The following is a 23,749-nucleotide window of genomic DNA, read 5'->3' on the forward strand; positions in this document are numbered from 1 at the left end:
GCCGCTCAAATCAGGTGAACGCCCTGACTGTAGCGGCCTTCCGCTTCGCGGAAATGCCTGTTTCGGCATGCGCCCATGCGGGCAGCGGGACAGTTGGTAGCAGGGCGCGCGGATCGCTACAGTGGCGCAGTCGCCTGATCGAGCCAGCGCTGGTCGTTCTCGTCGAGCGCTGCACGGACGGTTTCCCTGACCCGGCCATGATAGGCGTCGAGCCACGCCCGTTCCTCGGCGGTCAGCATGGCGACGTCGATCAGGCGGCGGTCGATCGGCGCCAGGGTCAGCGCCTCGAAGCCGTTCATCGGCTTCTCCGCGTCCGCGACGTCCTTCGCCACCACGAGCTCGAGGTTCTCGATGCGGATGCCGAACGCGTCGGTCTTGTAGTAGCCGGGCTCGTTGGACAGGATCATGCCGCGCTTCAGCGGTGTCGTGCCGAGCTTCGAGATGCGCGCGGGTCCCTCGTGCACCGACAGATAACTGCCGACGCCGTGACCGGTGCCGTGCTCGAAATCGATGCCGGCCTGCCACAGGAACTGTCGCGCCATGGTGTCGAGCTGGGCGCCGGTGGTGCCATCGGGGAAGATCGCACGTGCGATCGCGAGGTGGCCGCGCAGCACGCGGGTGAAGCGGTCGCGCATTTCCTCAGTCGGCACGCCCACGGCGATCGTGCGGGTGACGTCAGTGGTGCCGTCCTGATATTGCGCGCCGGAATCGATCAGCAGCAGATCGCCCGGCATGATGCGGCGGTTGCTCTTGCGGGTGACGCGATAATGCACGATCGCGCCGTTCGGACCGGTACCCGAGATGGTCGGGAACGACACGTCCTTGAGCGCGCCGGTGTCGCGGCGAAAGCTCTCCAGCGCCTCGACCGCATCGATCTCCGTCAACGTGCCCTTCGGCGCCTCGCGATCGATGAAGGCCAGAAAGCGCACCAGCGCGACCGCATCGCGCTGATGGGCGCGCCGCGTACCGTCGATCTCCACCGCGTTCTTGGCGGCCTTGAGCAGGCTGACCGGATCGGCGCCGCGCACCGCCTTGCCGCCGGCGCCCTGGATCAGGCGCGTCAGGGCATCGGCTGCCGTGGCGCTGTCGAGCGCGATGGCTGCGCCGGATTGCGCGAGCTCGGTCAGGCGCGGTGTCAGCACGTCCGGCTCCGCCACCTCGGCGCTCTGCTCGAGATGATCGCGTGTCAGGTTCGAGAGCTTGCGGGAATCGATGAAGATGGTCGGACGTCCGGTCTTCGGCACCAGCGCATAGGACAGCGGCAGCGGCGTGTGCGAGACGTCGGCGCCGCGGATGTTGAAGGTCCAGGCGACGTTGTGGGAATCGGACAGCACCAGCGCCTCGACGCCGAGCCGCTCGATCTCCTGGCGGATCCGGCCGAGCTTGTCCGCCTCGCTCTCGCCGGATAATTCGGCGCCGTGGATGGATACGGCGCCGAGCGGCGGCAGCGGGCGTTCGGTCCAGATGCTGTCGACCGGGTTGCTCTCGACCGGCACCAGCTCCGCGCCGGCCTTGGCACAGGCGGCGGCCAGTCGTTCGGCCGCGGCCGTCGTATGCAGCCACGGATCGAAGCCGACGCGGTCACCGCTCTGCAGGTGTCGCGTCAACCAACTCTCGGGCGGCGGCTCGATCAGCGATTCCACGGTCCAGGCCTTGCCGTCGACCTGCTTGCCGGCCTGCAGCGTATAGCGGCCGTCGACGAAGATCGCGGCGGCCTGCGGCAGCACGATTGCAAGGCCGGCCGATCCGGTGAAGCCGGTGAGCCACGCCAGCCTTTCCTCCGACGGTGGCACATACTCGTTCTGCTGCTGGTCGGCGCGCGGCACGATGAAGCCGGTCAGCTTGCGCCGTGCCAGCTCCTCGCGGAGAGCAGCCAGCCGCGCGGTCAGCGCCACGCCGGTTTCGGGTTCTTCGAACGTCTGGAACAGAGCTTCGAACATCGGTCTCATACTTTAGAAGTGGATCTTGCCGCGTCGGCGACGAATACTCCTCCAGCAGACAGTGCAGTGCACGAAGAATCTCCTTGCATTCGCCTGTGCAAAAAGATTTGCTGTCGCATGCCGGTCATCCGAAAGAGATGCGGCGAGGAAACGTATGGACGTGACGACCACGATCGTAAAGATCATCCACGGTCGCATGATCCGGGGAGTGCCTCAACTCAACGGCGAGGGGATGCACGATGCCTGCTTTTACCTTCGAAAAGCTATCGGCGCCCGCGCCAAGTGGACCGGCGCCCGCACCGGCCGAGAAGCCGCGCAGCGCGCTGGCGGATCTCGTCAATCGTCTCGTCGCGCCGCGCGTTCGACGTGCCTCTCGCAGTCAGTCCGACTCCACCTCCCAGCAGAGCCAGCCGAAGACGTAATCGCGAGCTTGCCGCACCCAGCGTGCAGGTTCGATCCATGCCATGAGCTGATCCGCCTCACTGCTGCTTTTGCAGCAACAGGCTGCTCCACCCCTCGATTCTCAAATGCCGGACCGGAACCAGGCCGCGGGCACGATAGGCGGCGCAGACGGCGCGTGCCTGCGGGGTCAACAGGCCCGAGAGGATCACGAAGGCTCCGGGCGCGAGGTGGCGCTGCATCGGCGCGGCCAGCTGGCGCAGCGGGTTGGCCAGGATATTCGCCAGCACCAGGTCGAAAGGGCCGCACCGGGCAAAGTCCGCGGCGGCGAAGCCGGTAGCACGGATGACCCGGACCAGGGGGCCTGCGCCGTTGAGCCGGGCGTTCTCCCGCGCCACCATGACCGAGGGCGCATCGATGTCGCTCGCCAGCACGGACCGGTGCGTCGCCTTGGCGGCGGCAATCGCGAGCACGCCGGTGCCGGTGCCGAGGTCGAGCACCCGTCGCGGCGCGCGGGTCTTGAGCACGTGATCGAGCAGCAGCAGGCAGCCGCGCGTGGTGCCGTGGTGACCGGTGCCGAAGGCGAGCGCCGCCTCGATCTCGATCCCGAGCTTGTTGCCGGGCACCCGCTGCCGGTCATGGCTGCCATGGACCATGAAGCGGCCGGCCGGCACCGGGACGAGGTCGTCCAGGCTGGCCTTGACCCAGTCCTTGGCCTCGACGACTTCGAATGCCAGGGTCTGGGCTACGTCGGAGCCCGCCGCCCCGCCGACGAGCTCCCGCACCAGCGCCTGATCCGGCGGATCGGCGAAATGAACCGTGACGTCCCAGCGGCCGTCCGGCCGCTCGAAGGCCGCGACCGCGGCATCACCTTCGAAGAACACCTCGGTCAGGACGTCGACGGCCGGGCGCGCGGTCGCTTCATCGGCAACGGTGAAGCTGGCCTTGTGGGTGGCGGGCGTGGTCGTTGAGGTCATCAAGGTGGATCCTGGCGAGATTTGACGGCGTGGTTAAGGGATTTGTCTGCCAACGCAAGCGATAGGACCGGAAATCTGCCAGGTTGGAACATTCAACGGTTGTATCTTGCCGCTGGCGGGGCGGCGTAAAAGTTGTGATTCAATTCCCGCAAAGAATCTCTGCAACTTGAACAGAGCGCCTTATCTCAACTTTAGGTTCTGGCCGCCTAATTTTCTCGTCATGGGAACCGGATGATCCTCGGTTCCTGGGTTGGGAAACGAGGTTCAGATGAAGACCACTCTGCTGAAGTTCTTGCGTGATGAATCTGGCGCCACCGCCATCGAATACGGCCTGATCGCAGCCGGCATCTCGCTGGCCATCATTGCCGCAGTCAACGGCCTGGGCAGCTCGCTCAGCAGCAAGTTCGAGTCGATCAACACGTCGCTGAAGTAATCCGCCTGACACGGCGTTCTCGAAGAACCGGGCCTCAGCGCCCGGTTTTTCTGCTTTTGGGGTGGGGGAATCTCGAAAGCAGGTCCACAGCATACCCACACGGCCGTGCACTGCTTATTGGGCCGTTGATCCACTGCGCGTCCACAGCTTGTCCACACGGACGCCCACCCGCCTTTCCACCCCTTATCCTCAACCGAACAGGGCGCGATAGTCGGCCAGGATCGCCTGGGCCGCATTGTGGCCCGGTGCGCCGGTGACGCCGCCGCCGGGGTGGCTGCCCGAGCCGCAATGGTAGAGCCCTTTCAGCGGCGAGCGATAATCGGCGTGACCGAGCATGGGGCGGGCCGAGAACAACTGGTTCAGGGTCAGCGCGCCGTGGAAGATGTCGCCCCCGATCAGCCCGAACTCGCGTTCGAGGTCGAGCGGCGACAGCACCTGCCGGCCGAGCACGCTGGCCGCAAAGCCCGGTGCATAACGGTCCACGGTCGCGATCATGAGGTCGGCGACCTCGTCGCGATGATTGTCCCAGGAACGGCCGTCCGGCAGCTCGGGCGCGACATGCTGGCAGAACAGGCTGGCGACGTGCTGCCCTGCGGGCGCCAGCGTCGGGTCGAGGGTGGAGGGAATCAGCAGCTCGACCACGGGATCGCGGCTCCAGCCATGCGCCCGCGCGTCGAGATAGGCCTGGTCCATGTAGCCGAGGCTCGGGCCGAGGATGATCCCGGCGGACAGATGGTCGCCGTCGCCCGGCAGCGCGCTGAACGAGGGCAGCCGGTCGAGCGCCACGTTCATGCGGAACGTGCCCGAACCGCACCGCCAGTTCCTGATGCGGCTCAGGAACGGCGCGGGCACGGCGCCAGCCGGCACCAGGCGCGTATAGAGCAGCTTCGGGTTCACGTTGGCGACGACATGGCGGGCGCGGATGGTGCGGCCATCCTCGAGCACGACGCCGACCGCGCGGTCGCGCTCGACGATCACCTCGCGCACGCCGGCCTCGACCTCGACCAGCGTTCCCAGCTCCTTCAGGTACCCGGCCATCGCCTGCGTGATCGCCCCCATGCCGCCGATCGCATGGCCCCAGACGCCCTTCTTGCCGTTCACCTCGCCGAAGGCGTGATGCAGCATCACATAGGCCGAGCCGGCGGCGTAGGGGCTGGCATAGTTGCCGACGATGGCATCGAAGCCGAACAGCGCCTTCACCAGGTCGGTCTCGAATATCTCGTCAAGCATCTCGCCGGCCGAGCGCGTGAAAAGGTCGAGCAGGTCGCGCTGCTGCTCCAGCGACAGCGCGCGCAGGGTGTTGGCGGTGCCGAGCGCGTTGAAGGCCTCGCGGATCGCCGACAGCCCGAACTGGGCGACCAGGTTCGGTGGCGCCCGCAGCACGAGGCTGCGCAGCACGTCCGCGATGGCCTCGAGCCGTGCCGAGAACGGGCCGATCGCGTCGGCGTCGCGCTGGCTCAGCCGCGCAACCGAAGCCAGCGTGCGACCCTCGCCCGTCAGCAGATAGCGGCCGTCGGGCGAGGGCAGGAAGTTCTGCGCCCGGCGCTCGACGATCTCCAGCCCGTGCTCGTGCAGCTTCAGGTCGGAGATGACGCGCGAATTGAGCAGGCTCACGGTGTAGGACGCGACGGAGTTGCGGAAGCCCGGATGAAACTCCTCGGTGACCGCGGCGCCGCCGACCACCTTGCGGCGCTCGACCACATGCACGCGCAGGCCCGCCATCGCGAGGTAGGCCGCACAGGTCAGGCCATTATGGCCGGCACCGATGATGATGACCTCGGTTTCATTCATGTCAGCTTCAAAAAGCCCTGTTTAATGACCCGCACCGGGAACCTCGGCTGGTGCTGTCGCGCCGGACGGCTGCGACGTCAAGGGAAACTCCATTTTGCCTCAGCTCCTCGCCATACCGCCCTGCGATCCGCTATGTCTCGTCTGCTCATCGCGGTCCGGTCTTGGCATCTGATGCCGGCCGCGCCGCTGCCGGAGTTGTCATGACCTCAATCGCCTCGCCCGCCGCCGTCGCTCAGCCCTCTGCCGCACGCAACCGGCTGGTGCTCGTCGTCTATACCGCCGCAATTTTCGTCAGCGCGCTGCTGCTGTTCTCGGTGCAGCCACTGTTCACCAAGATGGTGCTGCCGCGGCTCGGCGGCTCGCCGGCGGTGTGGTCGGTGGCAATGGTGTTCTTCCAGACCTTGCTGCTCGCGGGTTATGCCTATGCGCATTTTCTCACCCAGCTGCCCAGCCGGGTGCTCCCGATCGCGATTCATCTGCTGCTGCTCGGTTTCGCCATCCTGACGTTGCCGCTGTCGATCGCGAGCAGCTGGGGCGACCCGCCCAGCTCCGGTTACGGGCTTTGGCTGCTCGGCCTGTTCACCGTGTCGATCGGTCTGCCGTTCTTCGCGCTCGCTGCCAACAATCCGCTGCTGCAGGCGTGGTTCGTGCGCTCAGGTCATCCGGCCGCACCCGACCCGTATTTCCTCTATGCATCGTCGAACATCGGCAGCTTCCTGGCGCTGTTGTCCTATCCTCTGCTGATCGAGCCGATCTTCAGCCTGCGCGTGCAGAACCTGATCTGGACCGGCGGCTATGGCCTCCTGATCGCGCTGATCGCCGGCTGCGGCGTCCTGCTGCTGCGGTCGCCGGTGATCGTCACGAGCCTGCTGCACACCGGGGACAGCAATGCCCCGGCGCCACGCTGGCTGCTGCGTCTGCGCTGGATCTTCCTGGCCGCGGTGCCCTCCGGCCTGCTGATTGCGGTGACGGCGCATATCTCCACCGATGTCGCGGCCGCGCCCTTGCTATGGGTGCTGCCGCTGTCGCTCTATCTGTTGACCTGGGTGCTGGTGTTCCAGTCGCGGCCGCTGCTGCCGCACAAATGGATGCTGGCGCTGCAGCCGCTTGCGATCGCCGGCGTCGTCGTCCTGCTCGCCTTCGGCGGCGAGCAGAATCTCGCGCTCACGCTCGGCGGTCACCAGCTCTGCTTCTTCATCATCGCCATGGCCTGCCATGGCGAGCTCGCGCGCACGCGCCCGCCGGCCAAATATCTCACCGGCTTCTATGTCGCGCTGTCGTTCGGCGGCATGGTCGGCGGCCTGTTCGCCGGCCTGATCGCCCCCTTCACCTTCTCATGGGTTGCCGAATATCCGATCCTGCTGGCGCTGGCGGCGCTGTGCCGGCCGGCGGCCAATGAGCGCTTGCCACGGATCACGCGCTGGTACTGGCTCCTGCTCGCGGTCATTGCCCCCGCGCTGCTGGTGCCCGCCGGAATGACCGGCAAGCTCACGACCTATCTCGAGGACCACCGCGTCTATGTCGCGGGCGCCGTGGGCGTGCTCGCCGTGCTGCTCGCTCTGCTGCTGAACGGTGGCCGCTGGAAAGTGTTCGCGACGGCCGCGCTCGCGCTCGTCCTGATCCGCGCCTATCCGGCCGATGACGGCCGCGTCGAGACGGTGCGCAGCTTCTTCGGCGTGCACAAGATCGTGGTGACCTCCGACGGGCACTATCACGTGCTGATGCATGGCACGACCATCCACGGCGCGCAGAAATATCTCAACGCCGACGGCTCCAAGGTGACGGGGCGGCCCGAGCCGATCACCTACTATCACAAGGACGGCGGCATCGGCCGCGCCATCACCGCGATCCGGGAGCGCAAGGGCGCGCCGCTCAAGGTCGCCGTGATCGGCGTTGGCGCCGGCACGCTCACTTGCGCAGCCGAGCCCGGCGAGATCTGGAAATTCTTCGAGATCGACCAGACCATGATCGATACGGCCAGCGATCCGAAATATTTCAGCTACATCAGGAACTGCGCGCCGGACTTCAAGCCTGTCATCGGCGATGCCAGGCTGACCTTCGCCAAGGAGCCGGACGGCGCCTACGATCTCATCATCGTCGATGCCTATTCCTCGGATGCGATTCCGATCCATCTGGCGACGGAGGAGGCGATGGCGATCTACAAGGCGAAGCTGGCGCCGCAGGGCGCCGTCGTGATGCATGTCTCCAATCGGCATCTGGAGCTGGAGAGCGTCGTCGTCGGCATCGCCGACGCCAACGACCTGAAGAGCTGGGTCTACAACGAGGACTCCGGGCGCGACGACGAGTACATCTTCTCCACCGACGTCGTCATCAGCGCGCGCGAGGACGCCGACGTCGGCACGCTGGCCTCCTCGGACAAGTGGACCGAAACCGAGCCGACCGACGGCGAGCGGGTCTGGACCGACGATTATTCGAACATTCTCGGCGCCGTGTATCGGCGGCTGCGCGACGGCGAGTAACAGGGCACTGCCGCCGTTCGACGTCGCCGGGCCCGGATCGCCGCGATGATGGCGTCTGCGCCCAAAGAGGTGCGCGCCTCGTCAGTGGCGGGCCTCGGTTGCATTGCCGCATCGATTTCTCGAGCGTCTGATCGCCGACTTTGCTGTACCGCATCGCAAAACGCAGTGGTTACGCGCTTTCTGCGTGGGCCTCTGTTGCGTGCCCGTCATGACCATGCTACCTTGAGGTACGCCCCTCATTTGAAGTCGGTACTTTGCACGTCTTCGAATGGGTGGGTTGGGGCACGCACGCGCAGTCGAGCTGGATCGCAAACTGAGCGGTGAGGGACCGGTCTGGTCGTCTCGCCCTGAGCGAACGATCGCGCGGACGCTGTCCAGATCGAGGTGCTGTTCGTCCGGGCGGAGCCAGCGGTTCGGACGAGTTCGCGACTAGATATCGTTCGACTACAAAATGCCGGCCGCATCAAAGCAGGCCGGCTTCACATGGGAGGGGTTCAATGAAGCGTCTTTGGATTGCCGGTGCGTCTGCCTTGTTGTCGATGGCGCTCGGTCTCGGCTCCGCGGGAGCCGCGGACAAGAAGGTCCTCGCCTTCGTCGTCAACGGCGCGTCCGACTTCTGGAAGATCGCCGAAGCTGGCGTCAAGAAGGCGCAAGGCGAGCTGCCCAACTACAACCTGCAGCTCAAATATCCCGAGCAGGCGGCAGCCGCCGTGCAGCAGCGGATGCTGGATGACCTCGTCGCGGCCGGGGCTGCCGGAATCATGGTGAGCGCCGTCGATCCGAAGAACCAGACTGAGCACCTCAACAAGATTGCCGCACAGACGGTGCTCTTCACCACCGACAGCGACGCTCCGCAATCGAAGCGCATCGCCTATATCGGCTCCTCCAATACCGAGCTCGGCAAGGATGCCGGCAAGCTGATGCTGAAGGCGCTGCCGAATGGCGGCAAGTGCGTCGGTTTCGTCGGCCTGCTCGGGGCTGACAACGCCCGCGAGCGCATCGAAGGCGTGAAGGCGACCATCAAGGGATCGAAGGTCGAGCTGGTCGACGTACGCGGCGACGAGATCGACCAGACCCGGGCCAAGCGCAATGTCGAGGACATCCTGGCGGCGATGCCGGACGTCAGTTGTCTGGTCGGCTTCTATTCTTACAACACGCCGCGCATCTACGAGGTGCTGAAGGAGGCCGGCAAGCTCGGCAAGATCAAGGTCATCGGCTTCGACGAGGATCCGATCACGCTCGGCGGCGTGAAGGACGGCGCGATCGAGGGCACGGTAGTGCAGCAGCCGTTCGAGTGGGGCTATCAGGGCATGAAGCTGATGGCGAAGGTCGTGCAGGGCGACAAGTCCGGCGTTCCGGCCAACGGCATCATCATCGTGCCCGGCAAGGTGATCGAGAAGTCCAACGTCGACGACTTCATGGCGCAGATGAAGCAGATGCTGAAGAAGTGACGCGACGGCCGGCGTGCGCGAGCCCTTCCTTGAGCTGATCGACATCGGCAAGACCTATCCTGGCGTGGTCGCGCTCGACCACGCCAGCCTGTCGGTCGCGCCCGGCGAGGTGATCGCCCTGGTCGGCGAGAACGGCGCCGGCAAGTCGACCTTGATGCGCGTGCTCGGCGGCGTGGTGGAGCCGAGCAGCGGCACGATCCGGATCGATGGCGTGGCGCGGACCAGCTACACGGTGGCGGACGCGATCGCGTCCGGCATCGCCTTCGTCCACCAGGAGCTGAACCTGTTCGACAATCTCGATGTCGCAGGCAACGTCTTCATCGGCCGCGAGCCGGTCTATGGCGGCCCGCTGCGGCTGATCGACCGCAAGACGCTGCGGGCCAAGGTGCGTCCGCTGATCGCGCGCCTCGCCGCTGATTTCGAGCCGGATACGCCGCTCGCCGAGCTGTCCTTGGCGCAGCGCCAGCTGGTCGAGATCATCAAGGCTTTGTCGCTCGACGCGCGCTGCGTCATCATGGACGAGCCGACCTCCAGCCTGACGCTGTCGGAAACCGAGCGGCTGATGCAGGTCATCGCCGGCCTGAAGGCGGACGGGGTCAGCGTCATCTTCATCACGCATCGCCTGAACGAAGTCATGCAATGCGCCGATCGCGCCATTGTGCTGCGCGACGGCCGCATGGTCGGCGCGCTGACGCGAGACGAGCTCAGTCCTGCCGCGATGATCAGGCTGATGATCGGCCGGGACCTGCGGTCGCTCTACGTGCCGCCGGCCGCGCCGCCCGGCGAAGCCGTGCTCGACGTGGTGGAGGCCGTGACCGCGACCTATCCCAACCAGGCCGTCAGCCTGCAGCTCCGGCGCGGCGAGATCCTCGGGCTTGCAGGTCTCGTTGGCTCCGGCCGCACCGAGCTCGCGCGCGGCATCTTCGGCGTCGAGCCGCTGCTGGCCGGGGGCATGAGCCTGGAGGGCGAGCCGATCCGCATCTCGACGCCGCGCGCGGCGATCGATCGCGGCATCTATCTCATTCCGGAAGACCGCAAGGCCTGCGGCCTGCTGCTCGACCTGTCGATCGCCGAGAACATCTCGCTGCCGGATCTCGCCTCCTATCTCAGCTTTGGACTTGTCGACATCAGGCGTGAGACCGAGAATGCCGATCGGCAGCGCGAACGGCTCAAGATCCGGGCGTCCGACGTCAAGGTCTCGGTCGGCACCTTGTCCGGCGGCAACCAGCAGAAGGTCGTGCTCGCCAAATGGCTGTCGATGCGGCCAAAGGTTCTGATCTTCGACGAGCCGACCCGGGGCATCGATGTCGGCGCCAAGCAGGAGATCTACGACATGCTGCGGCGGCTGGCGGATTCCGGAGTCGCGATCCTGATGATCTCGAGTGACATGGAGGAGGTGATCGGGGTGAGCGACCGGATCGCCGTAATGCACGAAGGCATGATTTCGGGCTTCCTGGCCCGCAACGAGTTCAGCGAGCACAACGTGCTTCAGCTCGCCGTCGGCCATACCGTCTGAGCGAGGGCGCCCGTGCAGAAGAAAGATCTCAGCCTGCTGATCCTGATCCTGGTGGTCGGCGCCGTCGTGGCCTTCATCAACCCGCGCTTCCTGCTGGTCGGCAACCTCTCCAATACCGCCAACCAGGTCGGCATGTTCGGGATCTTCTCGATCGCGGAGGCCTTCGTGATCATCGTCGGCGGCATCGAGCTCGCCGTCGGCTCGGTGATCGCGTTGCTCGGCGTGCTGTTCATCGACCTCATCGTCAACCGGGACGTCGACTGGATCGCCGCCTTGTTCCTCATCCTCGCCGGCGGCATCGCCATCGGCTTGGTCCATGGCACGCTGGTCACCAAGATGCGCATCCAGCCCTTCGTGGTGACCCTGTGCGGGCTGCTGATCTATCGCGGCGCGGCGCGCTACTACACCGAGGATGCCACCGCCGGCTTCGGCTACGGCGCAAGCTTCCCGGCGCTGGAATGGCTGGCCGCGGGCCGCACCGATGTCCTCGGCTTTCCGCTGCCGCATAGCGTCGTGGCGCTCGTCATCGTGGCCGGCATCGCCTGGCTGGTGCTGCACCGCTCGGTGTACGGCCGTTATTTCTACGCGGTCGGCAAGAACGAGGAGGCGGCGCGCTACTCCGGCATCCGGTCCGATCGGGTCACGATCGCGGCCTATGTGATCTGCGGCGGGCTGACAGCGCTGGCCGCGGTCCTGCTCGCGATGTACACCCGCTCGATCTCGCCGGCGGTGCACGGCTCGTTCTACGAGCTCTATGCGATCGCCGCGGCGGTGCTCGGGGGCTGTTCGCTGCGCGGCGGCGAAGGCTCGGTCATCGGCGTCGTGCTCGGCACGATCCTGCTGCAGATGCTGCAGAACCTGGTCAATCTGCTGGGCATCCCGAGCTCGCTCAATTTCGCCGTGATGGGCACGGTGATCCTGATCGGCGTGCTGGCCGATCAGTATTTCGTGCAGCGGCGCACGCGCATGCCGACGGCCCGCGGGCAGGCCAGCGCCGATCGCGCGTCCGCCTCGCTCGAGCGGGTCAACGCCGAGTGAGGAGGCGCCGATGCGCTGCGTAACAGCGCCCGGCCGCGAGGATCAATGCGCAATCAGTCCTGATAGGTGTAGTAGCCGCGCGGCTGATAATAAGAGCGCGGCTGGTAATAGCGCGGCTGCGCATAGCTCGGATTGCCGTTTTGGTAATCGTACTGCTGCTGCTGCGGATAGGCCTGCGCGTCGTAGACGCGCCGGGCCGTGCCGCGCGGCGCCGGATAGCGCACGCCGTTGTCGCTGCCGTCGGCGGGATAGATGTAGCCGTCATCGGGCCGCTGCTGCGGAACGACCTGGCGTCCCGGCAGCATCTGTGGCTGCGGCGTCAGCACGACCGGCTCGCCACTGTCGTCATACTGCTGCGGCACGTCGCGGCGGGCAACAGCGGTGCCGCGGCGTGGATTGCGCGCCAGCGCCACCTCGGCCGAGCCGGTCAGGGTCACCGTGGTGTTGAGCACGCCGTCCTTTTGCACCAGGTCGTAGAGCGTCGTGGCATTCGCCTTCGACAGCCGGACGCAGCCGTGAGACGCGGGGGTGCCGAGCCGGCCCTCCGAATCGGTGCCGTGAATGGCGTGGCCGACCTTGGTGAAGAAGATCGAGTGCGGCATCGGCGCGTCGTCGAACTCTTTGGAAAAATGATCAGCTTCCATGCGGAAGGCGCGGAACGAGCCATTGGGCGTTTCGCGCGAGGGAATGCCGGTCGAGACCGGCCACCGGTAGCGCTCGACGCCATCGACGGCGACCGTCATGATCTGGTTGTTCTTGTCGACGGTGATGTCGATCTTGGCCAGAGCTGGCGTGGCCGACAGAAAGGCGAAGCCGGCAACTGCAAAAAGGATGGTACGCATCTAACCTCTGGCCTCCAGGGCCCTCGACTGTGGAGAGACCTCAAACGGGACTTCGACAACGCCCAGGTCATCGCCTCGGCCTGCACTATGTCGGAATTGCGGGCTTTGTTCCAGCCGAGGGCACCCTCAACCTTAATGGCGGGCAGGGACCGGACAAAGGCTCCCCGCGTTCATCGGCGCTGACATTTTCGCGACCCGCGGATGGCCTTTCATTCCGGCGCTTAGGACCTCTCTAATCGGTCCAATTCGTCGCGACCGCGCAACTTTTTGGCCGCATCCGCGTTTCAAGGATTCCTCCATGCGGTTTCCAGGATTCAAAATGCTGACGATGAAGGCCAAGACGGCGGTGCTCGACGATCGCGCGCCGCAGAAGCTGACCTATCTGCTCGCCGCGCTCGCGCTGGTCATCCTGGCGCTGGCCTGGCTGGCGCTGCCGCAATTCGCCCATGCCCAGGGCATCATCCGTGGCGCCCATGAAGGGGCCCACGAAGGCAACCGCATCGCCGGCCCGGTCGGCGGCGTCGTCGGAGGCGCGGTCGGTGCGGGTGTCGGCGGAGCCGTGGGCGCCGTCGAGGGCGTGCTCGGCATTCCACACCGCTCCTATTACCACCGGCACTATCACTGCCGGGGATACCGCGATGGCTACGGCCGCTTCCACTGCTACCGCTGAGCTGGAACGCCGCCCCCGATGCCGGCTCAATGCTTGAGCCGGTATCCGGTCTTGAAGATCCACCAGATGATCGCCATGCAGATCGCCAGGAACAGCAGCGTCACGCCGACGCTGATTTCCACCCTGACGTCGGCGATCTCGTAGAAGCTCCAGCGAAAGCCAGAGATCAGGTAGACCACCGGGTTGAGCAGCGCGATCGAATGCCATGTCGGCGGCAGCATGTTCACCGAGTAGAAGCTGCCGCCGAGGAAGGTCAGCGGCGTCACCACCAGCATCGGGACCATCTGCAGCTTCTCGAAGCCGTCGGCCCAGATGCCGATGATGAACCCGAACAGGCTGAAGGTCACGGCCGTCAGCACCAGGAACGCCAGCATCCACACCGGGTGCTGGATGTGCAGCGGCACGAACAGGCCGGCGGTGGCGAGGATGATCAGCCCGAGAATGATGGATTTCGTCGCGGCCGCGCCGACATAGCCGAGCACGATCTCGAAATGCGAGATTGGCGCCGAAAGGATCTCGTAGATCGTGCCGATGAATTTCGGGAAGTAGATTCCGAACGAGGCGTTGGAGATGCTCTGGGTCAGCACCGACAGCATCACGAGGCCGGGCACGATGAAGGTGCCGTAGCTGACGCCCTCGACCTGGCTGATGCGCGAGCCGATCGCGGCCCCGAACACGACGAAGTAGAGCGAGGTCGACACGACGGGCGACACGATGCTCTGCAGCAGCGTGCGCCAGGTGCGTGCCATTTCGAACTTGTAGATTGCGGCGACCGCGCGAAAATTCATTGCCGCACCAGGCTCACGAAGATGTCTTCCAGGGATGATTGCTTGGTCTCGAGATCGACGAAGCGGATGCCGGCGGTCCTGAGATCGCCGAGCAGGCTGGTGATGCCGGTGCGCTCGCCCTTGGTATCGTAGTCATAGGCGAGCCGCCAGCCGTCGTCCGACAGCGCGAGATGATAGGGCGCGAGCGCCTCGGGGACGGCTTCGATCCGGTGCTGCAGATGCAGGCTCAGCCGCTTCCGGCCGAGCTTTGCCATCAGCTTGGCCTTGTCCTCGACCAGGACGATCTCGCCCTTGTTGATGACGCCGACGCGATCGGCCATTTCCTCGGCTTCCTCGATGTAGTGCGTGGTGAGAATGATGGTGACGCCGGCGGCCTTGAGCTCGCGCACGACGTCCCACATGCCCTTGCGCAGCTCGACATCGACGCCGGCGGTCGGCTCGTCCAGGAACAGCACCTGCGGCTCATGCGACAGCGCTTTCGCAATCATCACGCGGCGCTTCATGCCGCCGGACAGCGTGATGATCTTGGCGTCCTTCTTGTCCCAGAGCGAGAGGTCCTTGAGGATCTTCTCGATCAGGGCGGGGTTGTTGGGCTTGCCGAACAGTCCCCGGCTGAAGCTGACCGTGGCCCATACGGTCTCGAACGAATCGGTGTGCAGCTCCTGCGGCACCAGCCCGATCAGCGCCCGCGCGGCGCGATAGTCGCGGTTGATATCGTGGCCGCCGACCGCGACCTTGCCCGTAGACGCATTGACGATGCCGCAGATGATGCTGATCAGCGTCGTCTTGCCGGCGCCGTTGGGCCCGAGCAGCGCGAAGATCTCGCCCCGCTCGATCGCGAGATCGACATTGTTGAGTGAGGTGAAGCCCGAGGAATAGGTCTTCGACAGGCCGGTAACGGAAATGACGGGAGGCATCACGAGGGAATTCGATCCGAGGGATTCGAAAAGGGCAGGGAGCTGCGCGAAGGAGGGGGCGCAGGCGCGGGCGAAGCGCTCAGATAGGAACGGCGGTGCGTTACCGCAATCGCGCGCGCCGCTCTCGATCGTGTCGCTTGTTGGGTTTTTCCGTGGCTGGCGCCGGTGAGTGTTGCTGCGCAGCCACGTCCGGGGGAGGAACGCGCCCCGCAATGTCCGACGATGTTGCGTCCGCGAGCATCTTGGGTACGGTCGCGCCGTCTCGACATTTCCGCCGCGGAGAAGGACCGATGACGTCACGCGCCAGCACCGTTCGACCCACCTGCAAGCGCAGCCTCTCGGCGCGCTGCTTTGGCATGGTGGCGCTGGCCGTTGCGCTGGCTCTGCCGCTCGGCACCGGATCGGTCCGGGCGGCGCCGAGCCCGGCGGCCGCGAGTGCCGCCAGCACCACGCATGTCTATCTGCTGCGCGGCGTGCTCAACATCTTCTCGCTCGGGCTCGACGACATCGCCGCCAAGCTGGATTCGCAGGGCATTCCGAACACGGTCGCCAATTTCGTGTCGTGGTCGTCGCTCGCCGACGAGGCGGCGGCCGCCTATCGCGCCGGCCGGATCAAGACCATCATCCTGGTGGGCCATTCCTCGGGCGCGACGGCGCTGCCTGACATGATCAACAAGCTCGGCCAGCTCGGCGTGCCCGTGAAGCTCGCGATCGGGCTCGACTCGGTGTTCAAGACCAAGCTCGTCGGCGGCAACGCCGAGCGCTACATCAATTTCTACATCGCCAGCGGCGCCGGTGAGCCGGTCCGCCGCGACGACGGCTTCCGCGGCAAGCTCGAGAATGTCGACGTTCAGTCGGTTCCCGGTGTCGGCCACGTCACGATCGAAAAGAACCAGATCATGCAGCAGAAGGTGATCGGTGCCATCGACGGCGTGGTGTTCGGCGGTCGGGGCCGCCCGGCGGCGGCGCCGCCGACCCGCATGGCCGCCCCGCAGCGGGCTGCCAACGTCACCGGTTACCGGTAATAGGCGGCCGCGCCACCGGGCGCGCGCCCCAAAATGCTCCCATTCGGCGGCGACAAGCGGTATGGCAGGGGGGGAGATGACCCTGCTTGATCTGAGCTTGAGAGCTTTCCCGGGAGCGCGAATGACCAGCGTGGCGCGAATCGCGAGGCGGTGGCTCGGCCCAGCCAAGGCGGCTGCCGGCAGGAGACTGCTCGCGATCCTCGTCACCGCACCTTTCCTCGCCGGACTTGCCGCCCCGAGCATCTCGCAGGCCGCCCAGCCCGGCGCTGCTTCCGCCCCTGCGCCGACCAGATCAGCCAAGGCATCCCCGGCAGCAACCCCCGCGGCGATCCGCGCCGTACCCCCCGCGCCGCCCGAGATCAGCCAGCCGCTGCCGCCGCCGCGGGTGTACCTCTTCCGCGGCGCGCTCGGGCCGCTGTTCTCGACCGGGATGGACCGTCTGGCCGAAAAGATCGAGCAGGCCGGCTACCGGGCCAGTGTCTATGAATTCACGCTGTGCGACCTGATCGCGCTCCAGGTGGCCAAGAACTACCGCCAGGAGCCGGGCCCGATCGTGCTGATCGGCCATTCGATGGGCGGGCTGTGCAGCGTCCGCATCGCGATCACACTGCAGGAGCAGAACATCCCGGTTGCCCTCGTCGTCACCGTCGATCCGGCGCATGCGACCAAGAGCGTGCCGCCCAACGTGCAGCGCTTCATCAACCTGTTCCTGTCCGACAACATTCTCGGCGGCGGCGACGTCAAGCCCGAGCCCGGCTTTCGCGGTCATTATGCGAGCTTCGACATGAAGGATCATGACGAGGTCACGCACATCAACATCGACAAGATGGAGGATGTGCACGCCCAATTGGTCACCATGATCAGCCAATTGTCGCAGACCTCGGCCACTGCCGAGGCCGACCCGGTGCCGCTGCGCTACTTGGTGCCGCCGAAAGCCTCCGTGGAGTTGTGGGACAGCGGCACTGCACTGGCGGTGCGGCCGGGCGAGACCTTGGACCAGATCGCCACCAATTATCGCGTTCCGCTCTGGGCTCTGCAGCAGTCCAATCGCGGCCTCGCCGCCCAGCCGCTGGTCCCCGGCCAGCGCATCATCCTGCCGCGCCATCTGCTGCCGCAGGTGGCAAGCCAGCCGCCGCAGCTACCGTCAGAAGCCCAGGTCAGGCGCTGAGCGCTTCAGCCCGGCGGCAGGAACGGAATGATCATCGGCACGCGCTGCCGGTAGGTGACGTAATCCGGCCCGAGCTCCTGACCGAGGAAGACCTCTTCCATCTTCGCCTTCCAGGCCATCCCGAGCGAGATCAGGACGGCGCCCAGCACGGCGGTCACCGTGCCCACCGCGATGCCGGTGGCGATCATGCCGAGGATCAGCCCGGTATAGATGGGGTGACGGACCATGCCGTAGGGGCCGGTATCGATCACCTTGTGGCCTTCCTTGTGGGTGATCGCGTTGGACCAGAAGCGGCCGAGATGGATGCGCGCCCACCAGGTGAAGGCGATGCCGGCCAGGGTCACGACGGTCAGCAGGTAGACGCCGGTCTCGCCGGGATTCCAGAACGGCTTCTCGCCGAGCAGGCGCGAGGTCCACGGCGTGAACAGGATGCCGCCGAGCACGATCAGCGCGTGATAGCGGCTGGTCTTGATCACCGTCACATGCTTGCGGGTCTGCCCCGACCAGAACGAGGCGCCGACCCAGCTCGCGAGCCAGATCAGCCAGATGATGGCGAGCAGCGAGGTGGGCCAAGTGGTGGTCCATCCGCTGAACGCAAACGACGAGATGGGGCTGGCATCGCCGGACATGTCTTGGAACCGTTGTGAGACCTGGGACCGGCTGCTCTTAGCTATTCGGCCGCGGTGCGAAAAGGGTGTTGTTTGTCGTCGAGCCGCCTTCGCGGCTCGGAATCGAGCAGAAAGGCGATCGTCTCGCGCAAGCTCGGCTCGATCGGGCGCGGGGCGTAGCCGAGCTCGCGCTTGGCCCTGTCGATCGACAGATCCGAGGCCGCGCGGGCGATCCGCACCCCCTCGGCGGTGCCGGACGGGCAGCGCTTGGTGAGGTGATCGGAAACGAACTCGAGCATGCCCGCCGACAGCTCGGCCAGCCGGCCGGGCACGGCGACCGCGACATGCTTGCGGCCGCTGATCGTCGCCATCAGATCGAGGATGCGGCTGAGGCGCAGGCTCTCGCCGCCGAACACGTAGCGGCCGCCGACCCTGCCGCGCTCCATCGCCAGGATCAGGCCCGCCGCGACGTCGCGGACGTCGACCAGGTTGACGATGAAGTCGAGGTAGAGCTGGACCCGGCTGTCCAGGAAGAGGCGCAGCATCTGCGACGGTGGTGTCAGGTTGCTGTCATGCGGGCCGATCGGCATCGTCGGCGTGCCCACGACGACGGGGAAGCCGTCCGCGGCGGCTGCCATGGCGCGAGCCTCGGCGAGCGCCTTCGAGCGCGTATAGGCGCCCGGCATCGCGTCGGCCGGAGGTGCGGTCGGCGCCGAGGCGGCGCCGGTCGAGCCCGGATAGTCGAACAGGATCGATTCCGTCGAGCAGTGCAGGAACCGGCGCACCCGGCCGGCACGCGCCGCCGCCAGCACGGTCTCGGTGCCGACGCAGTTGACGCGAAAGAAGTCCTCGCGGTCCGGCATCCACATGCCGGGCAGTCCGGCCAGATGATAGACCTGATCCGCGCCGGCGACCGCCTGCTTCACCAGGCCCGCATCGAGCACCGAGCCTTCGATGTACTCGACGTCAGCGATCATGTGGCTGGGGCAGCGAATGTCGAGCACACGCACCTCGGCGCCCCGCGTCGTCAGCGCAGAGACGAGGTGATGGCCGATGAAACCGCTGCCGCCGGTGACGAGGACTTTCATTTAGGGACGCGAGTGCTGATCGCCTTGAAGCCGGTCCGATGCGAGCCGATCCGGCGACCAGTTCGGCGCGATGAGGTCGGCCACCGAAGGCCGCAGACCCAACGCCATGTACAATTTCGCCATCACGAACATCGGACCGAGAAAGAGATGCGCCGGATGATCCAGCAGAGATGGATTGTTGCGCTCGAACACCTTGTGGCCCACGGCCTGCGAGACGAAACCGAAGATGATGAGCGCGGCAAACAGCGCCCAGAAGGCGACACCATGGACGTGATCGGCGATCATCATGGCCGCAGCAAGGAACAGCACGGCGAAGGCGAGGATGCCGGCCCCGAGTGCGGCATCGAGCAGCAGCCAGTAGAGCAGGACGGGCAGCGCCAGCACGGCGCCGAGGCCGATCCGGATACCGAGCGCGTCGAAATGCCACAAGCTCAGGGGCAGCACGGCGCCCAGGAACAACAGGATGATCCCGAACACATGCATTAGGCCGTTGCGCGGATCGCGATGATATTCGACGTAGTCGACCATCTGGCGTCGGAACATGGCGTTCATGGCTGGCTCGCTCGTCAATGAGATCGACCGCCGCTCAATCGACGGCCGCAAAGAGGGGGCTATACCATCAAGCGGCTGCATCGACAAACCCGGCAATCGCGGCCCGGCCGCATCGCCGGGCAGAGCGCCGACTTGAAAACGGGTTCCATTCGCGCCGGCCGGAGAGCGCACCGGCAACCTGCTGAAACAACAGTCGCACCGGCAGCGCTCCGGGTTCATGGCTTCCGCGCAGATCCCAATTGCTTCAATTGCGATGCTTGCGGGGGCCCTGCTTGCTGGGCGTCGCCGGAGCAGTGGGCGGAGGCGGCGCTGCGGCCTCTTCGACGGTTTTTGCGATCGGAATGATCTGGATCTGCTGATTGACGGCGGCGGTCGGCTTGGACGGGTCGAGCAACTGCTCCTCGCCAAGTCCGATCGACTGCAGCCGCTTGACCGAGATCTTGAAGGTGTTCGCCAGGATGTCGCGGATCGCGTCGGCGCGGCGCTGGCTCAGGATGACATTCGACTCACGCTTGCCGTTGGCTTCGACATGGCCGACGATCAGGAACGTGTAGGGCAGGAGGTCGGAATACACCATCGCATCGGCGATCCGCCCGACGGCTTGGTATGATTCCGGACGCACGATCGGCGTGTCCACGTCGAATTGGATGTCGACGTTCAAGGCCGGCAGATTCATCAGCTCCGGCGCGATCGGCGGACGCTTCTGCGGCGGTGGCTCGTTGCGCCCGCGCATCCTGGAGCGCTCCTGGGTCTGCTGCTTCAGCGCCGGCAGATCCAGCGCGGGCGCGGTTTCGAAGCGGCCGAGCTGGCGCACGATGTCCTCGCGACTCACCTCCTGCGACCATACGGGCGCGCTCGCGGCCGCCAGCGAAGCCGCGATCAGCCCTGACAGCAGTGATCTCGCTGCCCGCCGCATCAGCGATACCCCGCTTCGCCCATCGCCTGCTGACACCGCGCGCTCACACCGTTGGTCGTCATCAGGCACGGGATCGATTTGCTGGTCTCCTTCGTGGAGCCGCCGCACAGCTTGACGATCTCGCGCTGGCAGGCATTGGCGACCGTGACCCGCGCGGCGATGCGCTTCTGGATCGCCTCGAACGCCTTGAAATAGGTTGCCTTGCACTGCGCGGAGACCACGTCCTGGTTGCGCGAGAGGCATTCCTTGAGGCGGTTGGAGTCGAGGTTGACGCCGCGGCAATTGGCGGTGATGTCAGCGCCGCAACTGGACGCGATCAGCCCCGCGGAGTCGCCAAAGCTCATCGTCTGCGCCGCCGCCAGCGAGGGCACACACAGCGCGACCGCAACACTCAACAGAATGTATCCTCGGACCATGATTGCATCTCATACGATGCACGCTGCCATGGTCAAGGCCAAACAACGGCGAAGTGTGAAGCTCGATTGCGACGCGCGGCAACGGCCGCCCGGCGGCGCGGCCGTCGCGCCAGATCACGCCCGCTGGACGAAGCTGTCGACGACGTGCTTCTCGCCGGCCTTGTCGAAGGCGATGGTCAGCTTGTTGCCGTCGATCTTGACGACGCGGCCATAGCCGAACTTCTGATGGAAGACGCGGTCGTCGAGCGTGAATTCCGACGTCGTGCCGGTGGATTTCGCCACCAGCTCGCCCTCGATGGTCATCGGTCCGCGCTTGCCACGGCCGAAATTACCGCCGAACGGATCACGGCCTGAGAACGGCGATGGTTCTTCCTTGAAGCCGCCCTCCGACGAACCGCGCGCTGCGCCCGGCCGACGTGCCTGCGCGCGCTGCCAGCCCGGCGTGGAATAGCTCGATCCGAACGATTCCACGTTGTCGAAGCGCGACGGGCCGTAGCCGCCCGCACCGCCCCAGCCCGAGCCCCCCTTCGATTCGGTGATCTCGACGCTCGCCGCGGGCAGCTCGTCGAGAAAGCGCGACGGGATCGTGGTGGTCCAGGTGCCGTGGATGCGGCGGTTGGTGGCGAAATAGATTTTTGCCCGACGCCGCGCGCGGGTCAGGCCGACATGGGCGAGGCGGCGCTCCTCTTCCAGCCCGGCGCGGCCCTGCTCGTCGAGCGTACGCTGGCTCGGGAACAGCCCTTCCTCCCAGCCCGGCAGGAACACGTTGTCGAATTCCAGCCCCTTTGCCGAGTGCAAGGTCATCAGCGACACCGCCTCCTCGTCGGCGGCGCCCTCGCGGTCCATCACCAGCGAGATGTGCTCGAGGAAACCGTGCAGGTTCTCGAACTCCTCCATCGAGCGGACGAGCTCCTTGAGGTTGTCCAGTCGCCCGGCCGCATCGGCCGAGCGGTCCTTCTGCCACATCTCGGTGTAGCCGCTCTCGTCGAGCACGATCTCGGCGAGCTCGGTGTGCGACGTGACCTCGCGCTGGGCGCGCCAGCGCTCGAACTGCAGGATCAGCCCGCGCAGCGAGCCGCGTGCCTTCGGCTTCAGCTCGTCGGTCTCGACCACCGCGCGCGCCGCCTCGAACAGCGGGATGCGGCGCTTGCGCGCGTGGTCGTGCAGCATCTGCACGGTGGCGTCGCCGAGCCCGCGCTTGGGCACGTTGACGATGCGCTCGAAGGCGAGATCGTCGGCCGGCGAGTTGATGACACGCAAGTAAGCCAGCGCATCGCGGATCTCGGCGCGCTCGTAGAAGCGCGGGCCGCCGATGACGCGATAGGGCAGGCCGAGCGTGACGAAGCGGTCCTCGAACTCGCGCATCTGGTAGGAGGCGCGCACCAGGATCGCGATATCGTTGAGATGCTCGCCCCGGCGCTGCAGCTCCTCGATCTCCTCGCCGATGCCGCGCGCTTCCTCCTCGGAATCCCAGGCGCCAGTGACGGTGACCTTCTCGCCCTCGACGTCCTCGGTGTGCAAGGTCTTGCCGAGCCGGCCTTCGTTGTGCGTGATCAGGTGCGAGGCGGCGGCGAGGATGTGCCCCGTGGAGCGGTAGTTGCGCTCCAGGCGAATGACCTTGGCGCCGGGGAAGTCGTGCTCGAAGCGCAGGATGTTGTCGACCTCGGCGCCGCGCCAGCCATAGATCGACTGATCGTCGTCGCCGACGCAGCAAATGTTTTTGGGAGGAGACGCGGGGCTGGGCGCAGCAACACCCGTCTCGTCATCACCGGGCCGACGCGCAGCGTCGTGACCCGGTGATCCATCTTCTTCCGAAGACGCGATGGATTGCCGGGTCGAGCCCGGCAATGACGAACCAGAGGACGACGGCGCCTGCGACAGCAGCCGCAGCCACAGATATTGCGCGACGTTGGTGTCCTGATACTCGTCGACCAAGATGAACTTGAACCGGCTCTGGTACTGCCGCAGCACGTCCGGGTTCTCGCGGAACAGCCGGATGCTCTCCAGCAGCAGGTCGCCGAAATCGGCGGCGTTGAGGATCTTCAGCCGTTCCTGATAGCTCGCATAGAGCTTGCCGCCCTTGCCGTTGGCGAACACGGCGGCCTCGCCCGAGGGCACCTGGGATGGCGCCAGGCCGCGGTTCTTCCAGCCGTCGATCAGGCCGGCCAGCATGCGCGCCGGCCAGCGCTTGTCGTCGACGTTCTCGGCCTGCAGCAACTGCTTGAGCAGGCGGATCTGGTCGTCGACGTCGAGCACGGTGAAGTTCGACTTGAGCTGCACCAGCTCGGCATGGCTGCGCAGGATGCGGCCGGAGATCGAGTGGAAGGTGCCGAGCCACGGCATGCCCTCGACCGCCTGTCCCAGCATCTCGGCAAGCCGCGTCTTCATCTCGCGCGCCGCCTTGTTGGTGAAGGTCACCGACAAAATCTCACTCGGCCGTGCGCGCCCCTGGCTCAGGATATGCGCGATGCGCGTGGTCAGCACCCGGGTCTTGCCGGTGCCTGCGCCGGCGAGCACCAGCACCGGACCATCGAGCGTTTCGACCGCCTCGCGCTGCTCCGGATTGAGGCCCGCCAGATAGCGCGCGCCACCGGACGCGGCGGCGCGGGCGCGCGCGGCAATGCCGCCGGCGACGGGCTGGTGGTCGGGCGCAGGAAAAGGGCTCAGGCGGTTGGGCTCGGTCATCAGCGAATCAGTCTCGTCCCTCTGATGGCATCATACGACGACATCAGGA

The 23,749-nt window shown here is 66.1% G+C and carries 20 protein-coding genes; 8 read left to right on the top strand and 12 right to left on the bottom strand.

The features are described 5' to 3' along the window. Window positions 1-116: 116 nt before the first annotated feature. On the bottom strand, window positions 117-1,940 hold the full coding sequence (locus QX124_RS03495) for an aminopeptidase P family protein (RefSeq protein ID WP_315796293.1): 1,824 nt from the start codon (window positions 1,938-1,940) through the stop codon (window positions 117-119). Window positions 1,941-2,419: 479 nt separating this feature from the next. Continuing rightward, window positions 2,420-3,316, bottom strand: coding sequence for a 50S ribosomal protein L11 methyltransferase (locus QX124_RS03500; RefSeq protein WP_315796295.1), 897 nt, complete (start codon window positions 3,314-3,316; stop codon window positions 2,420-2,422). Window positions 3,317-3,584: 268 nt separating this feature from the next. On the opposite strand from QX124_RS03500, the gene QX124_RS03505 reads away from it, so the two are divergent. Next, window positions 3,585-3,749 carry a Flp family type IVb pilin gene (locus QX124_RS03505; RefSeq protein WP_315736801.1) on the top strand — a complete coding sequence of 55 codons (165 nt, stop codon included), beginning with the start codon at window positions 3,585-3,587 and terminating at the stop codon, window positions 3,747-3,749. Window positions 3,750-3,938: 189 nt separating this feature from the next. Here QX124_RS03505 and QX124_RS03510 read toward each other — a convergent pair whose 3' ends face one another. Further along, the gene (locus QX124_RS03510; protein ID WP_315796297.1) at window positions 3,939-5,540 is read right to left on the bottom strand and encodes an NAD(P)/FAD-dependent oxidoreductase; all 1,602 of its coding nucleotides are present in this window, start codon (window positions 5,538-5,540) and stop codon (window positions 3,939-3,941) included. Window positions 5,541-5,740: 200 nt separating this feature from the next. On the opposite strand from QX124_RS03510, the gene QX124_RS03515 reads away from it, so the two are divergent. The 4 genes from QX124_RS03515 (at window position 5,741) to QX124_RS03530 (ending at window position 12,025) form a co-directional block, all read left to right on the top strand. Then, the gene (locus QX124_RS03515; protein ID WP_315796298.1) at window positions 5,741-8,020 is read left to right on the top strand and encodes a fused MFS/spermidine synthase; all 2,280 of its coding nucleotides are present in this window, start codon (window positions 5,741-5,743) and stop codon (window positions 8,018-8,020) included. A 497-nt stretch (window positions 8,021-8,517) separates the two neighbouring features. Continuing rightward, on the top strand, window positions 8,518-9,471 hold the full coding sequence (locus QX124_RS03520) for a sugar-binding protein (protein ID WP_316178606.1): 954 nt from the start codon (window positions 8,518-8,520) through the stop codon (window positions 9,469-9,471). A gap of 13 nt (window positions 9,472-9,484) precedes the next feature. Further along, on the top strand, window positions 9,485-10,987 hold the full coding sequence (locus QX124_RS03525; RefSeq protein ID WP_315771413.1) for a sugar ABC transporter ATP-binding protein: 1,503 nt from the start codon (window positions 9,485-9,487) through the stop codon (window positions 10,985-10,987). A gap of 12 nt (window positions 10,988-10,999) precedes the next feature. Then, a complete protein-coding gene (locus QX124_RS03530; protein WP_315755099.1) occupies window positions 11,000-12,025 on the top strand; it encodes an ABC transporter permease in 1,026 nt (341 codons plus the stop codon). 53 nt (window positions 12,026-12,078) lie between these two features. Here QX124_RS03530 and QX124_RS03535 read toward each other — a convergent pair whose 3' ends face one another. Further along, the gene (locus tag QX124_RS03535; RefSeq protein WP_315755100.1) at window positions 12,079-12,867 is read right to left on the bottom strand and encodes a L,D-transpeptidase; all 789 of its coding nucleotides are present in this window, start codon (window positions 12,865-12,867) and stop codon (window positions 12,079-12,081) included. Window positions 12,868-13,186: 319 nt separating this feature from the next. Between QX124_RS03535 and QX124_RS03540 the strand changes: the two genes are divergently transcribed. Further along, window positions 13,187-13,537 carry a hypothetical protein gene (locus QX124_RS03540; RefSeq protein WP_315736808.1) on the top strand — a complete coding sequence of 117 codons (351 nt, stop codon included), beginning with the start codon at window positions 13,187-13,189 and terminating at the stop codon, window positions 13,535-13,537. A 26-nt stretch (window positions 13,538-13,563) separates the two neighbouring features. Here QX124_RS03540 and QX124_RS03545 read toward each other — a convergent pair whose 3' ends face one another. Further along, entirely contained in the window at window positions 13,564-14,325 is a 762-nt protein-coding gene (locus QX124_RS03545) for an ABC transporter permease (protein ID WP_315736810.1), read from the bottom strand. Continuing rightward, window positions 14,322-15,242 carry an ABC transporter ATP-binding protein gene (locus QX124_RS03550; RefSeq protein ID WP_315736812.1) on the bottom strand — a complete coding sequence of 307 codons (921 nt, stop codon included), beginning with the start codon at window positions 15,240-15,242 and terminating at the stop codon, window positions 14,322-14,324. The genes QX124_RS03545 and QX124_RS03550 overlap by 4 nt, the downstream gene beginning before the upstream one ends. 290 nt (window positions 15,243-15,532) lie before the next feature. On the opposite strand from QX124_RS03550, the gene QX124_RS03555 reads away from it, so the two are divergent. Then, window positions 15,533-16,267 (top strand): hypothetical protein, encoded by a 735-nt coding sequence (locus QX124_RS03555; RefSeq protein ID WP_409997653.1) that lies wholly within the window; start codon window positions 15,533-15,535, stop codon window positions 16,265-16,267. Between the two features lie 121 nt (window positions 16,268-16,388). Then, a complete protein-coding gene (locus QX124_RS03560; protein WP_315796302.1) occupies window positions 16,389-17,435 on the top strand; it encodes an alpha/beta fold hydrolase in 1,047 nt (348 codons plus the stop codon). A gap of 5 nt (window positions 17,436-17,440) precedes the next feature. Here QX124_RS03560 and QX124_RS03565 read toward each other — a convergent pair whose 3' ends face one another. The 6 genes from QX124_RS03565 to QX124_RS03590 all read right to left on the bottom strand — a co-directional run bounded on the left by QX124_RS03565 (window position 17,441) and on the right by QX124_RS03590 (window position 23,700). Then, window positions 17,441-18,064 carry an isoprenylcysteine carboxylmethyltransferase family protein gene (locus QX124_RS03565; RefSeq protein WP_315796304.1) on the bottom strand — a complete coding sequence of 208 codons (624 nt, stop codon included), beginning with the start codon at window positions 18,062-18,064 and terminating at the stop codon, window positions 17,441-17,443. 41 nt (window positions 18,065-18,105) lie between these two features. Then, the gene (locus QX124_RS03570; RefSeq protein ID WP_315796305.1) at window positions 18,106-19,131 is read right to left on the bottom strand and encodes an NAD-dependent epimerase/dehydratase family protein; all 1,026 of its coding nucleotides are present in this window, start codon (window positions 19,129-19,131) and stop codon (window positions 18,106-18,108) included. Then, on the bottom strand, window positions 19,132-19,683 hold the full coding sequence (locus QX124_RS03575; RefSeq protein WP_315778758.1) for an Mpo1-like protein: 552 nt from the start codon (window positions 19,681-19,683) through the stop codon (window positions 19,132-19,134). A gap of 244 nt (window positions 19,684-19,927) precedes the next feature. Next, window positions 19,928-20,599 (bottom strand): OmpA family protein, encoded by a 672-nt coding sequence (locus tag QX124_RS03580; protein WP_315796306.1) that lies wholly within the window; start codon window positions 20,597-20,599, stop codon window positions 19,928-19,930. Next, window positions 20,599-21,015: a hypothetical protein gene (locus QX124_RS03585; RefSeq protein ID WP_315736821.1), complete on the bottom strand. Its 417-nt coding sequence runs from the start codon at window positions 21,013-21,015 to the stop codon at window positions 20,599-20,601. The genes QX124_RS03580 and QX124_RS03585 overlap by 1 nt, the downstream gene beginning before the upstream one ends. A gap of 114 nt (window positions 21,016-21,129) precedes the next feature. Continuing rightward, on the bottom strand, window positions 21,130-23,700 hold the full coding sequence (locus QX124_RS03590) for an ATP-dependent helicase (RefSeq protein WP_315796307.1): 2,571 nt from the start codon (window positions 23,698-23,700) through the stop codon (window positions 21,130-21,132). Window positions 23,701-23,749: the final 49 nt, after the last annotated feature.

The sequence above is a fragment of the Bradyrhizobium sp. SZCCHNRI3043 genome (genome assembly GCF_032377735.1).
In the GTDB taxonomy this organism is placed as follows: domain Bacteria; phylum Pseudomonadota; class Alphaproteobacteria; order Rhizobiales; family Xanthobacteraceae; genus Bradyrhizobium.

What these genes read in the sequence shown, in the direction of transcription:
- QX124_RS03495 (WP_315796293.1), bottom strand. Translation starts at nt 1,940, where the DNA reads ATGTTCGAAGCTCTGTTCCAGACGTTCGAAGAACCCGAAACCGGCGTG.
- QX124_RS03500 (WP_315796295.1), bottom strand. Translation starts at nt 3,316, where the DNA reads ATGACCTCAACGACCACGCCCGCCACCCACAAGGCCAGCTTCACCGTT.
- QX124_RS03505 (WP_315736801.1), top strand. Translation starts at nt 3,585, where the DNA reads ATGAAGACCACTCTGCTGAAGTTCTTGCGTGATGAATCTGGCGCCACC.
- QX124_RS03510 (WP_315796297.1), bottom strand. Translation starts at nt 5,540, where the DNA reads ATGAATGAAACCGAGGTCATCATCATCGGTGCCGGCCATAATGGCCTG.
- QX124_RS03515 (WP_315796298.1), top strand. Translation starts at nt 5,741, where the DNA reads ATGACCTCAATCGCCTCGCCCGCCGCCGTCGCTCAGCCCTCTGCCGCA.
- QX124_RS03520 (WP_316178606.1), top strand. Translation starts at nt 8,518, where the DNA reads ATGAAGCGTCTTTGGATTGCCGGTGCGTCTGCCTTGTTGTCGATGGCG.
- QX124_RS03535 (WP_315755100.1), bottom strand. Translation starts at nt 12,867, where the DNA reads ATGCGTACCATCCTTTTTGCAGTTGCCGGCTTCGCCTTTCTGTCGGCC.
- QX124_RS03540 (WP_315736808.1), top strand. Translation starts at nt 13,187, where the DNA reads ATGCTGACGATGAAGGCCAAGACGGCGGTGCTCGACGATCGCGCGCCG.
- QX124_RS03545 (WP_315736810.1), bottom strand. Translation starts at nt 14,325, where the DNA reads ATGAATTTTCGCGCGGTCGCCGCAATCTACAAGTTCGAAATGGCACGC.
- QX124_RS03550 (WP_315736812.1), bottom strand. Translation starts at nt 15,242, where the DNA reads ATGCCTCCCGTCATTTCCGTTACCGGCCTGTCGAAGACCTATTCCTCG.
- QX124_RS03555 (WP_409997653.1), top strand. Translation starts at nt 15,533, where the DNA reads ATGACGTCACGCGCCAGCACCGTTCGACCCACCTGCAAGCGCAGCCTC.
- QX124_RS03560 (WP_315796302.1), top strand. Translation starts at nt 16,389, where the DNA reads ATGACCAGCGTGGCGCGAATCGCGAGGCGGTGGCTCGGCCCAGCCAAG.
- QX124_RS03565 (WP_315796304.1), bottom strand. Translation starts at nt 18,064, where the DNA reads ATGTCCGGCGATGCCAGCCCCATCTCGTCGTTTGCGTTCAGCGGATGG.
- QX124_RS03570 (WP_315796305.1), bottom strand. Translation starts at nt 19,131, where the DNA reads ATGAAAGTCCTCGTCACCGGCGGCAGCGGTTTCATCGGCCATCACCTC.
- QX124_RS03575 (WP_315778758.1), bottom strand. Translation starts at nt 19,683, where the DNA reads ATGAACGCCATGTTCCGACGCCAGATGGTCGACTACGTCGAATATCAT.
- QX124_RS03580 (WP_315796306.1), bottom strand. Translation starts at nt 20,599, where the DNA reads ATGCGGCGGGCAGCGAGATCACTGCTGTCAGGGCTGATCGCGGCTTCG.
- QX124_RS03585 (WP_315736821.1), bottom strand. Translation starts at nt 21,015, where the DNA reads ATGGTCCGAGGATACATTCTGTTGAGTGTTGCGGTCGCGCTGTGTGTG.
- QX124_RS03590 (WP_315796307.1), bottom strand. Translation starts at nt 23,700, where the DNA reads ATGACCGAGCCCAACCGCCTGAGCCCTTTTCCTGCGCCCGACCACCAG.